A 13,066-nucleotide genomic window follows, 5' to 3' on the forward strand; every position below is an offset into this window, starting at 1 on the left:
CGCCGCTGATGCGTTTGGTTTCAATATGCCCTAAAAGCACAGGGCTACTCAACCACCGACAACAGCGACCACCGAACCGATGGAATAAGATTGTACTACTTTAAGATCGGGCAGGGACTCTTTCTTCGGGATGCACACCTGCCATTAACAAACCGAGTTTTTCACGCGTTGCATCCTGACGGGAAAGAATATCCATGATCCTGCCTTCATAAATCACTGCCACACGATCAGAAAGGGCAAGGATTTCGTCGAGGTCTTCAGAGATGAGCATAATCGCTGCGCCTCTTTTTCGCTGGTCGAGTAATTGTTCGCGGACGTATTCAGTCGCGCCAATATCGAGGCCGCGGGTGGGCTGGGCTGCAATGATGGCACGCGGGTTTCTTGAGATCTCGCGAGCAAGGACAACTTTTTGTATGTTACCGCCAGAAAGATTTTTGGCGAGCGTCTGCTGTGATGGAGTTTTTACCTGGAATTGCGTAATTAATTTATCGGTATGAGTGGAGATATCTTTTAATTTCAAGAAGCCAGAACGCGAGAATTGCTGTTTCTGATGTTCCCGCAGAATCATATTTTCTGCAACCGTAAAATCCCTGATCATGCCGTCGCGCATTCTTTCTTCGGGGATGTAGGACAACATTCGGTCGGTCAGGTCGCCGGGGGCAAAGCCTGTGACATCATTGCCTTCCAAATGAATTCTGCCGCTTGTTATTTTTCGCAGACCAGTAACTGTCTCCGCCAATTCACGTTGACCATTCCCGGAGACACCGGCAATCCCAAGGATTTCTCCTGAGTGGATTTCCAAGCTGATTTCGCGCAGGCCGGGCGTTCCTCGATCACTGCCACACGACAGTTGATCCAGTTTCAGACGGACCTCGCTGCGTTCGACGTTTCCGCGATCTGGCGCAAAGCTGATTTCACGGCCAACCATCCAATTGGCTAAGTCCTGTTTTGTAGTTTCAGAGGTCGGGCGCGTGCCGATCTTTTTTCCGTTGCGTAAAACCGTCACACGATTGCTGATGTCAAGAACTTCATGCAATTTATGAGAAATGAAGATGAGGGCATAACCATCCTTCACCATTTGGTGCATGATGATAAAAAATTCGTCCACTTCCTGCGGGGTGAGGACTGCCGTCGGCTCGTCCAAAATAAGCAATGCTGCGCCACGATAAAGCGCCTTGATAATTTCAACCCGTTGCTGCTGACCAACGGAAAGCTGCCAGATGTATGCATCAGGGTCGATTTTCAAACCGTAGATACCGGCCAATTCCAGGATTCGTTTCGACACACGGTCGAGATCCATCAACGGGCCGCGGGAGGATAGCAACCCCAACGCTACGTTTTCTGCGACAGTTAATGTTTGCACCAGCATGAAATGCTGATGAATCATGCCAATGCCACAGTTGATCGCATCAGTTGGTGAGGCAATGCTGACAGGTTTCCCATTCAATAAAATTTGACCTTCATCCGCATGGTACATACCATACAGAATCTTCATCAACGTGCTTTTACCGGCGCCATTCTCACCCAGCAAGGCATGGACTTCTCCAGACTTCACATCAAAATCCACGTGGTCGCTGGCAAGCACACCGGGAAACCGCTTGAGGATGCCGCGCATTTCAACACTGTCAATACGGGTCTGGCCTGAAGGTAGTTTATTTGAGTCAGTCATGGCGACACCTAAAGTTGGGAGACTTCGGAAGTCTTGAAGACTTCCGAAGTCTTGGTTTATTCTTTACGGGAGTGTGATCGTGATCGTTCCGTCAATGATCCCCTGAATGGTTGACTCAGCCAATGCCTTGGCATCATCGGGAAGAGCATAGTCCGAGTTGAATTCGATCACCTCGCCACCGTTGGCAAGATCAGCCTTGAAAGACTGTCCACCGAGTGTACCAGCTTGAATGAGGCCGATAATCTCATTAAGAGCAACTTCCCAATGATACACCTGTGAAGCAACCACAATGGAAGGAGCGAGAGACGATTGATTGGACTGCGTACCAAACCAGAGAGCATTTGCTTCCTCGGCTTTGCCAATAGCACCTACAACCATCTGGGCGGTGCCGGTCAACGCATCGGCTCCAGCGGAGATGTGAGTCGTCGCGGCTTCGGAGGCAAGCGCAACGTCAGAGAATGAACCGATGTAGTTCACGTTCACCTGAACCTCAGGGTTGGTCCCCGCAACGCCGGCTTTGAATCCATCCACATAAAGTTTCGCATCACCGACTTCGATTGGGCCAACTACGCCAATGACTTTGCTGGTGGAAAGAGTGGCTGCCAACACGCCATTAACATAGCCGCCTTCCTGTGATGCCGCTTCATAGGCAAAAATATTGGGTTGGCCGAAAGTTTCAGCAGTGGTACCCCAGGCAAAGCTGGTTTCGGGGAAGTCCGGTGCAATCTCTTGCAGAGAGGAGCCGTACTGCGAGCCATGAGCGATCACCAGGTCATAGCCTTCTGAAGCATAATCACGTATTGCGGCGGCAGCATCATCCACATTGAACATGCCTTCAGAGTAAACCAATTCAAAGGCGTCAGGCCCGCCCATTTCTTCCTGAATGCGGATAAGAGCATCGTACATGCTCTGACTAAAAGCCAGGTCATTGATGGCACTCGGCATGATAACAGCAACACGGAACGGTTCCGCCGGAGCGGTAGGCGGCTCGGTGGCTGCGGGAGCCTCAGTTGCATCGACGGGTGCTTCGGTTGCAGCTACCGGAGCTTCTGTAGCCGAAGCACCGCAGGCGCTCACGATCATAACGAACGCAAGCATTAAGGTAACTAACCATACAAACTTTTTCATCTTCTACTCCTTGTTTCAATTCTGATTATCAAATGTTTCAAATGATTTTGCGCAGACATAATTTTCAGGTTTACCAAATTTGGATACACCTCCTTCAAGATAGGATTAATCTTCCCGCTCGAAGGGTTTCGTCAGAGCAGATGGCGCTCGAACCCTTGAGACAGTAACTACCAATACCAAAATCGTGAGCACGTACGGCATCATCACTGCAATATCAGATGGGATGGGAATGCCCAACACTTGAATCCATAGCTGCAATGAGTTGATCATGCTGAATAACAGCGCGCCACCCAAAACTCCCCACGGACGCCACGCGCCGAAGTACACCAACGCCACCGCAATAAATCCAAGTCCGCTGGTCATGTTCTGTTGAAAGACATTCAATAAAGCGATGGAAAGGGATGCACCTGCGATCCCGGATAAGGTCCCGCCAAGGATAATGGTGAAGTATCGGATTCGCGCGACGCTCACGCCTAGGGAATCCGCCGCATCCGGGTTCTCCCCTACTGAACGGATCTTCAGCCCAAGCGTTGTCTTGTTCAACACGAACCACGCTACAGGCACAAGCAGATATGCGCCATAGACCAATATATTTTGACTAAAGAAAATTTCGCCGATGCCAGGAATGTCACTAAGCCCCGGGATGTTAAGCGGGGGAAAACCTTTCACTGTTTCCACCGTACCCATCAATTTTTGGAAAAGCAGGTCGCTCATCCCAAGGCCAAAGAGATAAAAGCCAATTCCACTGATCCCCTGTTCAGCATGTAGATTAACAGTGACATAAGCCATTGCCAACCCCATCAGCGCACCCACGATCATGGCGGTAAGCACGCCGAGCCATAAGCTTCCTGTTGTCAATGCAACATAGAAAGCGGCAAATGCCCCTAACAGCATCTGCCCTTCCACCCCCAGATTAAGCACACCGCTGCGCTGACCGAACGTCTCACCGATGGAGGCATACAAGTATGGAGTAGCTAGGCGAATCCCCGATGCGAGAATTCCAATGAGAACAGTGACAGTAAACAACTCTGAGATCATACGCTGGTCTCCGCTGACTGAGATCGTTCAGTGTCAACTTGAGGCGGGGATTCATCGCTTAACTTTGCGCTGGCTAATCTTCGTCGCTGTCTTCGCCTTCGCCAAAATTCACTGCTCACAACAAAGACCACAACCAATCCATTCAAAGCAATGACCAACGCCGAAGGGACCTGCACAACTCGTTGCATTTTGTTTGCGCCCACCAATAGCGCGCCGAATAAGATCGAAGCGGGAATGGTCAGAATCGGATGCAACTGCCCGAACAAAGCAGCCACAATTCCATTGAAGCCGGCACTGCCTGTAAAGCCCGAAGAGGAACCATCTGTGATCATGCGGTAGTTAACGCCGAATACCTGGGTTGCCCCGGCCAAGCCCGCAAAAGCCCCGCTGAACAATAGCGCCAATACAACATAACGCGGAACTTTAATTCCAGCATAACGCGAGGCATGCGGGTTTTGTCCCACAGCACGGATGCGATAACCAAGCGTTGTGCGCCATAACAAAATGTAAACGAGGATTGCCAGAATCACAGCGATCAATGCGCCAAGGTGCAAACGGGTCGGCGCCAATCGCGGCAGGCGGAAAATTTCCAAGAGGCGAGCCGTTTGAGGGATTTTAGAGGCAAGTTCGGCCTGCGAAGGATCGATCATCGGGCCGCGCAAAAGGAAATTCATCAACTGGACTGCGATGGCATTCATCATCACCGTGCTCAAAATTTCATTCACACTGAAATAAGCTTTTAACACACCCGGTATGCCGCCCCAAATTCCTCCGCCAATAAAACCAGCGATCATTGAAAATGTGATCACCAGCCAGCCCGGCAAACCCGTGAAGGTCAGGCCAACCCAGGTTGCCAAAATGGCCCCAATGATCATCTGCCCCTCTCCGCCAATATTGATCACGTCGCCGCGGAAGGAAATGCAAATACCAATCCCCACCAATAATAAAGGCGTTGCTTTGACGAGGGTTTCTGCAAAGGCATTGGAGCTGCCGAAGGCCCCATCCCAAAGAGCCTTATACGCCTCAATAGGGTTGACCTTCAAGAAGAACAGCATGACCGCGCCAATAAGTAAAGCAGTCATTGCCGCAAAAACGGGCAGAAGTGCATCCACCGAGCGGGAAATCCATTCGCTTTGAAAAAATTTTTTCATGGGTTGGTCACCGTTTGGTTTGAGTTTCGTGTTGCGAAATTCTCTTCATCAAGATTGCGCTTATTCATAGCTATAAACATCGCGGCCATAACCATCACCGGAGTTAGCTCCAGGCCTGTACCAGGCATAAACGTAAAATAGCATCGTTAAAATAATTGGTGCCAAGCGCCAATGGTAAATTATCCCTGCTATAAAATTCCAACTGTAGTTCCAAAATCGTCTTGTCCAATCCATCCCCCATTACGGTTTTTATTTCATTCCCCGCCAACACGGAGCGGATATCAGTAACCGCAAACGCAATTTCCTGGCGACAATATCTCTGCAAAATCTCTCGGATAGGAAGCTGCCCATCGATTTGATCAACTGGTTCGCGCAGATAAGAGGCGGGTATCACGTTGTTCGCCAAGATCACAGGCTGATCATCGGCATAAAACAGCCTTGCCATCGATAACAATTTTTCCCCTGCTCCAATGGCTAAGGCCGCTGCCTCTTTTTCTGTTGCGGCTCTTGACCCAACAGAAAGAGCCTTAATGGAGGGTTTATATCCATTGCTCTCGATCAGATTCACAAAATCCCAAAGGTTGCCGAAGTTTGCGCTGGTTTCGCGTATCTTGGAATTTACATAGGTGCCATCTCCATGCTTACGCAGGATAAGGCCATTCGCTGCCAGCTTGGCAAGAACGGTCCGCACTGTTGCCCGGCTGACTCCGAACTCCTCAGACAGTTCACTTTCTGAAGGGATGCGGCTGCCCGGTGTATAGGTGTCATCACGTATTCGGCCGTGAAGAATTTCCTCTACCTGGCTTACAACCGACTTTGTTTGGGTTACACGCATAAATCCAGCCTCTTAGTGGATAGTCGTCTGACGTCTTAAATCTTGTAGCATTTTCCACAACCAGATTCCAGTGCCATTCATCCATGCAAACAAGACATTCATAATATTTTCCTCCCACATACAAAAAGAGTCATGTGATAACTCATCGTTGTCGCATGACTCTCCATTGCTTATTCTGATCCAGAAATTACAGGCCACGCCCATCACGGGGCGATGGAACAATCACTAATCCCTCTCGAACGGCACACCTAACGCAGCAGGCGGCGATGCTTGCACCGAGCGAATTGCTTTAGCGAGGAATTTACGCATGGTTTCGGGCATGGCTGCCAGGGTCCGCTCCACCCATTCTGCGTTGCCGATGTTGACAAGCAAAAGCGTGAGGATCATGAGCGGAAATGGTGCGACCTGCAAAACCTGTGATGGCACTTCCGTAAACACAGGTTGCAGCACCAAACCAAGCCATTGTAAGAACGCAAAAAGATAAGCGCCAAACGCGGCACGGGATGGATTCCAACCGCCGAAGATGGTGATGGATAAGGCGATCCAACCAATGCCATCCAGACCTGAGATCGTGCCCATCCAGCCGGCACGAATGGCGAGAGAATATGCGGGGCCAGCCAGGCCGATCAATGCCCCACCGATGACTGTGTACACATAGCGCATGAGATTAACGTTTGCGCCGCGAATGAATGCCGCAGCTGGTTTTTCGCCAATACCCTGTAACATCAAACCGGGGCGGGTGCGGAAGATCCATATCCACGCGAGGATGATGGAAACGAAACTGATGTATGTGATTAGATCCTGTCGAAAAAACAGGGTCCCAAGAATTGGAATATCGCCAAGCACGGGAACAGGAAGTGCCTGCAAACGTGGCCCAGGTACGCCCATGTATGGGTTCCCAAGAAAATAGGATAGGTCACGGCAAGTAAGCGCGAGGACGAATCCAACCGCTACCTGGGATTGCTTCAAGGTGATGCTTGCAAATGCCACGACTAATGCCACAAGTGCGCCGATCAACATGCCTGCCAGAAAACCCAAAACGATATTGTCTGTGTTGTAGGCCACCGCGAACCCACCCATGGCCGAAAGCAGGATCGTACCATTCATGGAAAGATTGATCACCCCTGCACGCTCGGAGAATGTCTCACCGAGCACAGCAAAGATCACTGGAGCCGCCGAAGCGAGGACACCAGCTAGGCCGATAATAATAGTTTCCTGAGTCATATTATGCCTTCTTCACAAATTTCTGGCGCGCGCCTCCTGCCAGTAATACAAACAATACTAATGCACCTTGTAAAACGCCTGAAAGAGATGAGTCCAGCTTCATAATGATTGGCAGTTGAATGCTCCCGATATTCAATGCAGCAAAGAACAATGCAACCGGTATAGCCCAAATCGCGCCGTAGTTGATCAGCATGGCAACCATCAGACCGAGATAGCCGTATCCGCTTGAAATAGAGGGGATGAGGCGATGATACACAGCCGCCACCTGCATCGCCCCTGCCGCACCTGCCAGCGCACCACAAACAAGGAAGGAATACATCGAATATTGCCAGGTGGGAATGCCGAGTAAGTATGCAGCACGAAAGTTCTTGCCCACTGCCTTGAGGCGCAAGCCAAAATATGTGCCTTGCAAAATGAAATATACGATCACAATCCCCGCCAGAGCGATGCCCAACGCCCAGGGACTAATCCTCAAATCAGTCAACTGCGGCAGGGAAAATTGATCTGGAAAAGGCACCGTTCCACTCATGGAGGCAACACCGGGGCGCTTCCACGGTCCGAAGATGAGATAGATCGTCAACGCGGTAGAAACAAAGTTCAAACCAAGTCCGCCAAAGATTTCATTCACTCCGCCAAACACCTTTAACAAGCCGGTGAAGGAAGCCCATATCGCTCCGCCCAACATTCCGCCAAGAATGGCGAGGATAATGATCAAGGCAGGCGGCAGGTCGCTTTCAAGGAAATACCGAAACACCCATGTGGTTGTGATCGCGCCCAAAACAACCTGTCCTTCCACGCCGATATTCCATAGGCCAGAGGAGAATGTAACCAGCAAACCTGCGGTCACTAGCAAGAGAGGCACAAAGGCTACCAGTACTTCCGCAAATTTACGCATTGAGCCAAATGAACCTGCAAACATGTTTTTGTAGGCATCCACAGGCGATGCATCAACCGAAATCAAAATAATTGAAACAAACCCAAATGCAAGCAGAAGCGCAATTGTTTGAAAGAGAAACCCTCCGAAACGGCCCTTAAGCATGTTCATCTCCCATATCAGCCCAACCTTTTCCGCCGATCAATTGCCCGAGTACGTCCACGCTGGTTGCACTTGCATCAATTGGTTGGGAAACTTTGCCGTTAAAAAATACGAGCACGCGATCGCTGTATTGCAAAATTTCCTCCAGATCAGATGAAATAAAAATGATCGAAGCACCTTGTTTGCAGCGTTCTTTCAATTTAGCCCAGATGTAGATCACGGATTCAATATCCAAACCGCGGGTAGGATGTTCAAGCAGTACCAATGAAAGCGGGGATTGTAGTAATGCCAATTCAGCACGCTGTTGATTGCCGCCCGAAAGCGACTCAACTGGAGTGAGCGGTGTGCCTCGAATGTTAAAGGATTGGATGCGGTCTTCGGCAAGTTTTTGCCCGGCGACGCGATCAATGAAAATGCCCTTCGGTTCCTCCGCCAGAATAAAATGATCTGTCAGATTCAAACCCGGGACTAAGCCTTCTTCGAGGCGCGCGGCAGGCAGGAAATTCACGCCTGCATGTTTGAATTTATGATAAGACTTCCCGGTCAAATCCTGACCGTTGAGCTGGACTCTGCCTCCGACTGGCCTCACCAACCCTGCACACGCGCGGATGAACATCCCCTGCCCGGAGCCTTCCATGCCAGCCAGACCGATCACTTCCCCAGCTTTAACATCCAAATTTACATTTTTTATTTTCAAGCGCACATCTTCGAGAGAAATTTTGTCCAATGAGAAGCTGGTTGCGCCAGGCTTAGCAGGTTGCTTTTCGCCCAGTGTGATCATTTTACCGAACATCATTTCAACGAATTTTCGTGTGCTATACGGAGGTTTTAGTTCTCCGACCAATTCACCCGCGCGCATCACAGCCACTTGATCACACAGGTTTTCCACATCTTCGAGTTTGTGTGACACGAAGATGATTGTCATCCCTTGCTCTGGAAGTTTTCTCAGCGTTGCGAAAAGCTTATCTTTTTGAATGGCGCTGATACCAGTGGTGGGTTCGTCCAGAATAAAAACGCGGGCCCCCAGGAACAACAAGCGGATAATCTCAAGTTGTTGGCGCTCGCCAACAGTCAGTGAGTCTACATATCTTTCGGGGTCGATGGAGAAATCGAATTCTTTGGCAAGCAGGCTGAAGTCCTGCATGACTTCTTTTCGGTTAGGGAAAAGTTTACCCGGGATGCCAAGCAGGAAGTTATCAATGACGCGCATGGGAGGAAAATCCAATGGGTCTTGATGTAACATGCCCACGCCATACTTAATCGCATCTGCAGGTGAATGAATGACCACGGGTTTGCCATCCAAAATAATTTCGCCGCCCGGGTCGGCTTGAATAAATCCTGAAAGAATTTTCATCAGGGTGCTTTTGCCAGCACCGTTTTCCCCCAATATCCCTTGAATGGAGCCGGAGGGGATATTTAGATTAATGCCTTTATTGGCATGTACCTTGCCAAAATGCTTATGAATGTTTCTTAGTTCGATGTTCATGGGCGTTGCCGGTCTCCATGATTTAAATTGCTCTTTCGGGGGATCATCCCCCGAAAGAGCAAAAGTGTAAAAACAGGTTTACTTACTCGGCGGCGCTCAAGCCTTGCATGCCTTCGAGCAATTGCGGCAGGTACCAAATCTGCTGGTCTGTGGCAACTTCGCCGTCAGCCAGATAGGCGGTACCATCTTGCAGGTTAAGGGGACCCGTCCACAGATTGAGTCCACCAGCGAGTTCGGCAACAAACGCATCCACCGCCGCGGCATCGTCAGCGGCCAATGCAGGGCCATTCACAAAACCAACAGAGGAAGTATCAGGATTGTTGATGTCAGACCAATCGGGGCCAGCCCAAATGAACTGTGAAGTCCAGGAGCCATCCTGTGCGGATGAAACAGCCTTGAGGTACTCGGGCCCCCAGTTGAAGTATGGCACACCGATACAAACATCGGGTGCGGCATCACAAGCAGCCACATAATCATAGGCAACACCAAATGATTTTGTGCCTTCGGCAGTTAACTTCTGGGCCTCGCCGAGGTTGACAGGGTTATCAATACCGGAGATGACAACATCGAACCCGGTGGTATAGAAATCTTTTGAAACATCAACGGGGTCGGTGGTGAAGCCAGGGATATGGAACCAGAAGCCGATCCAGGTCACTTTGAATTCCAAGGCGGCAGGATCGTTGCCAGCAGTTTCCCAACAATGTTTGGCGCCGAGGAAAGCAGAAGCAGCGAGGCGGCGGGTTTCATCGTTGATCAATGGTCCAAGATAGCCGATCTTACCGGTTTCAGAAGTGAGGGCGGCGGCACAGCCACCGATCATCTTGCCATATTCCATGCGACCCATGATATTGGTGAGGTTGGGGATCTCTTCAAAAGCTTTGCCATCCGGCCAGACCTGATCACCAGAAGCCATGATGACGAATACATCCGGGTTGGCTTTCGCGAAAGTGGTGGAGGCGTCTTTCATGTCATCAGAGTTGAAGATGACCAACTTTGCGCCCTGGGCGACCAATTCTTCGGCGAGTTGATCGGGCGTGGTGCCAGGGCGGTCGGCGGGGTTGACCTTATCGAGATAGATCATCTTGGCGCCAAGTTTTTCTTCGAGATAGAGACCAGCTTCGTAGTGAGCCTGGCTCCAACCGTTATCATTGTATGGACCCACGAGCAGCAAACCAAAGACAAAGGGTTCGGCGACAGGCGCTTCGGTAACAACAGGGGCTTCAGTTACAACGGGAGCTTCTGTTACAACGGGGGCTTCAGTGGCGGCAGGTTGACCACCACCACAAGCGGACAGTACGAGCATGAGTGCCAACGCAAACATTGCGAGGCGGGCGAAATTCTTACGCATTCTTCTTCTCCTTATGAAAATATGTTTTGCGACGAAACTTGCAAGGTCAATTATTTCTTTCGACCTCCTTTCAAGCTGTCTCAACAATTGTAATCAAAACAATTGTTCTTGATAAGAAAACAAGCTCTGAATTTCTAAGGCAAACACCCAAAATCACTTCGCACTTGATCCAGCGCAGAAACCTGCTGTGGGGTACTTTCCGTCTCACGCTCAATACGGTCCCACAATTTACAGAGAAGTGGGCCCACATAATTCTTTGATATTTTATATGAAGTTGTCGACAATTCTACCGCTTTTTCCCAATCTCCAACATGAGCATAACCTTCGATAAAAACGAAGCGTTCCACCGGATCGTTGGGATGATCATCCAGCGCGAATGCAGTTTCACCAATTTCTACGACTTGATCCCAATCCCCTTTTTGACGCGCCAACTCGGCCTGTCCAAAATAATAACACCAGTCGTGTTCAGGCTCGCTTCCATAAAGCTGACCTGGTAACTGGTTCTGTTTCTCAAACAGGATCACACTCTGATTCGAATACCGCGCAACGTCTCTTAATGCAGGCGGCAGGAGACGATTCATCTCCTCCACTTCAGGGTCGATCACACGAAAGCACCCAGGCGGCTCATAATGGATGACAAGTATATTGGATGTGTTCCCATAAAAAGTCGGGCCGATGTAATATAACTCATGCGGCTGGCCTGGTTCCACACTTGGCAATGTTTTCCCAACCCGAATAGATGCAAAATACAGTATGAGGTTCATCTCGCCAGGCGGGCTATAAATCCAATTTAGCGGCCCGGTCAACGAATTGTCTGAATAATAAGTGACTGGCAAATCATTGGAAAGCAGGATCGTTCCTTTTTCGAGTGCAGGGATGCGCCATGTCATCTGCCAGAACAAGTCTTGTTGCGTGGCCCAATCACGCCGGAAAATGTCTTCGAGGCGGAAGTGCCTGCTTACAGCAAAGCCAACCAGCAAGGCAACCAAAATCATTTGTGCTCGTTGATTCTTGATCAGCGCGATCATACATGCCAGCAAGAGGCTTGACCCCAGCATAAAAGGCAGCATAAAGCGGTCAATTGAAAAATTCAACTGCGGAACGATCCCGATTACCCACACCGATCCACCTGATAAGCCCCAGAAGACCAGGCCAATAAAACCAGCCTGCTTTGAAAAATCACGGTCATTAGAATCGCCTGACACAAACTTGAAGAGAAATATCCCAGCCAAGATAATGACCGAGAATAACAGAACCAGCATCAAGGTAAGCGTGAGCGGCCCAAATCCTGTTGTACCGATGGTTAACATGGGATACAACCAAACTTCAAACACTGTCCGCCAGAAGCTGAGAGCAATGTTATTTATTAATAGCAATAACCCGGAGATAAAGTCAGCACGGAAGGCATCCAGCAAAACGTATTGATAGCTGGCATTCTGGAAAGTGAAGAAGAACATGCGCCAAAATGTGACGCCTGCAAAAATAAACAGGTATGGCAAAAAGTAGAAAAGGGATTTCTGTACTCGTGATTTCGTTGTCCCTGTGAAGACTTGCCAGAAAAGAAAAATCCGCGCGAACTCGAGGAAATAGAAATATTCCATCGTCAGTAAGTTGACCGCGGCTAGCAAATAGGAGGCCATAAATAAAACCGCGCGATATTTTTCATCCTTCAACGCCAGCAGGGAAAGATAAATTGAAAGCAAATAACAAGACAGCACGATGTAAAAATGGCTGTACATCATCGCGATGAAGTGCTGCCCCATACCGGGATACACAAGAAAAAGCAGGCTTGCCCATAACGCGGGTTTGGAATGCGCAGGCCACAAAACGCGCAGGATCGCCCACAATAAAACTGTGGTCAGCCAGCGTAAAACGACTGCCAGTAATTGCCAAACCCAGGGGTTGGGTCCAATTACTGGCAGGGTTAATTGATAGATCATGCCCCAAAATGGACGACTGGTGGAAAATGTTTTTGTTAAAACATCCGGGCCGAGGCGAAAATAGATCCAGACCCAGGGAAATTCATCCCAGTAAAAGCCGCGCTGCCAGAAGAATAATCCGTAAGACAGCGCGGCAATCAATAGCATAAACCACACAGCGCTGCGTGGTGTAAATTTCAGGACGTTGATGCGCTTGATCCAGTTTTTCATT

At 49.6% G+C, this 13,066-nt stretch carries 10 protein-coding genes; all 10 read right to left on the minus strand.

Annotated elements, in window-relative coordinates:
* Positions 1-100 precede the first annotated feature (100 nt).
* Positions 101-1,669 carry an ABC transporter ATP-binding protein gene (locus AC14M5_RS23880; RefSeq protein ID WP_484032233.1) on the minus strand — a complete coding sequence of 523 codons (1,569 nt, stop codon included), beginning with the start codon at positions 1,667-1,669 and terminating at the stop codon, positions 101-103.
* Between the two features lie 63 nt (positions 1,670-1,732).
* Complete coding sequence (locus AC14M5_RS23885) at positions 1,733-2,797, minus strand: BMP family protein (RefSeq protein ID WP_484032234.1); 1,065 nt, start codon at positions 2,795-2,797, stop codon at positions 1,733-1,735.
* A 105-nt stretch (positions 2,798-2,902) separates the two neighbouring features.
* Positions 2,903-3,835 carry an ABC transporter permease gene (locus AC14M5_RS23890; protein ID WP_484032235.1) on the minus strand — a complete coding sequence of 311 codons (933 nt, stop codon included), beginning with the start codon at positions 3,833-3,835 and terminating at the stop codon, positions 2,903-2,905.
* On the minus strand, positions 3,832-4,986 hold the full coding sequence (locus AC14M5_RS23895) for an ABC transporter permease (protein WP_484032236.1): 1,155 nt from the start codon (positions 4,984-4,986) through the stop codon (positions 3,832-3,834). Before AC14M5_RS23895 ends, AC14M5_RS23890 begins: the two co-directional genes overlap by 4 nt.
* Before the next feature lie 103 nt (positions 4,987-5,089).
* The gene (locus AC14M5_RS23900) at positions 5,090-5,821 is read right to left on the minus strand and encodes a GntR family transcriptional regulator (protein WP_484032237.1); all 732 of its coding nucleotides are present in this window, start codon (positions 5,819-5,821) and stop codon (positions 5,090-5,092) included.
* A gap of 225 nt (positions 5,822-6,046) precedes the next feature.
* A complete protein-coding gene (locus AC14M5_RS23905) occupies positions 6,047-7,045 on the minus strand; it encodes an ABC transporter permease (protein ID WP_484032238.1) in 999 nt (332 codons plus the stop codon).
* Between the two features lies 1 nt (position 7,046).
* Positions 7,047-8,084: an ABC transporter permease gene (locus tag AC14M5_RS23910; protein ID WP_484032239.1), complete on the minus strand. Its 1,038-nt coding sequence runs from the start codon at positions 8,082-8,084 to the stop codon at positions 7,047-7,049.
* Positions 8,077-9,567, minus strand: coding sequence for an ABC transporter ATP-binding protein (locus AC14M5_RS23915; protein WP_484032240.1), 1,491 nt, complete (start codon positions 9,565-9,567; stop codon positions 8,077-8,079). The genes AC14M5_RS23910 and AC14M5_RS23915 overlap by 8 nt, the downstream gene beginning before the upstream one ends.
* An 82-nt stretch (positions 9,568-9,649) precedes the next feature.
* Positions 9,650-10,915 carry a BMP family lipoprotein gene (locus AC14M5_RS23920; RefSeq protein ID WP_484032241.1) on the minus strand — a complete coding sequence of 422 codons (1,266 nt, stop codon included), beginning with the start codon at positions 10,913-10,915 and terminating at the stop codon, positions 9,650-9,652.
* 134 nt (positions 10,916-11,049) lie between these two features.
* Positions 11,050-13,065 (minus strand): hypothetical protein, encoded by a 2,016-nt coding sequence (locus AC14M5_RS23925; protein WP_484032242.1) that lies wholly within the window; start codon positions 13,063-13,065, stop codon positions 11,050-11,052.
* Between the last annotated feature and the right edge of the window lies 1 nt (position 13,066).

The sequence above is a fragment of the Candidatus Villigracilis sp. genome (genome assembly GCF_057083605.1).

What these genes read in the sequence shown, in the direction of transcription:
- AC14M5_RS23890 (WP_484032235.1), bottom strand. Translation starts at nt 3,835, where the DNA reads ATGATCTCAGAGTTGTTTACTGTCACTGTTCTCATTGGAATTCTCGCA.
- AC14M5_RS23910 (WP_484032239.1), bottom strand. Translation starts at nt 8,084, where the DNA reads ATGCTTAAGGGCCGTTTCGGAGGGTTTCTCTTTCAAACAATTGCGCTT.
- AC14M5_RS23885 (WP_484032234.1), bottom strand. Translation starts at nt 2,797, where the DNA reads ATGAAAAAGTTTGTATGGTTAGTTACCTTAATGCTTGCGTTCGTTATG.
- AC14M5_RS23880 (WP_484032233.1), bottom strand. Translation starts at nt 1,669, where the DNA reads ATGACTGACTCAAATAAACTACCTTCAGGCCAGACCCGTATTGACAGT.
- AC14M5_RS23920 (WP_484032241.1), bottom strand. Translation starts at nt 10,915, where the DNA reads ATGCGTAAGAATTTCGCCCGCCTCGCAATGTTTGCGTTGGCACTCATG.
- AC14M5_RS23895 (WP_484032236.1), bottom strand. Translation starts at nt 4,986, where the DNA reads ATGAAAAAATTTTTTCAAAGCGAATGGATTTCCCGCTCGGTGGATGCA.
- AC14M5_RS23925 (WP_484032242.1), bottom strand. Translation starts at nt 13,065, where the DNA reads ATGAAAAACTGGATCAAGCGCATCAACGTCCTGAAATTTACACCACGC.
- AC14M5_RS23915 (WP_484032240.1), bottom strand. Translation starts at nt 9,567, where the DNA reads ATGAACATCGAACTAAGAAACATTCATAAGCATTTTGGCAAGGTACAT.
- AC14M5_RS23905 (WP_484032238.1), bottom strand. Translation starts at nt 7,045, where the DNA reads ATGACTCAGGAAACTATTATTATCGGCCTAGCTGGTGTCCTCGCTTCG.
- AC14M5_RS23900 (WP_484032237.1), bottom strand. Translation starts at nt 5,821, where the DNA reads ATGCGTGTAACCCAAACAAAGTCGGTTGTAAGCCAGGTAGAGGAAATT.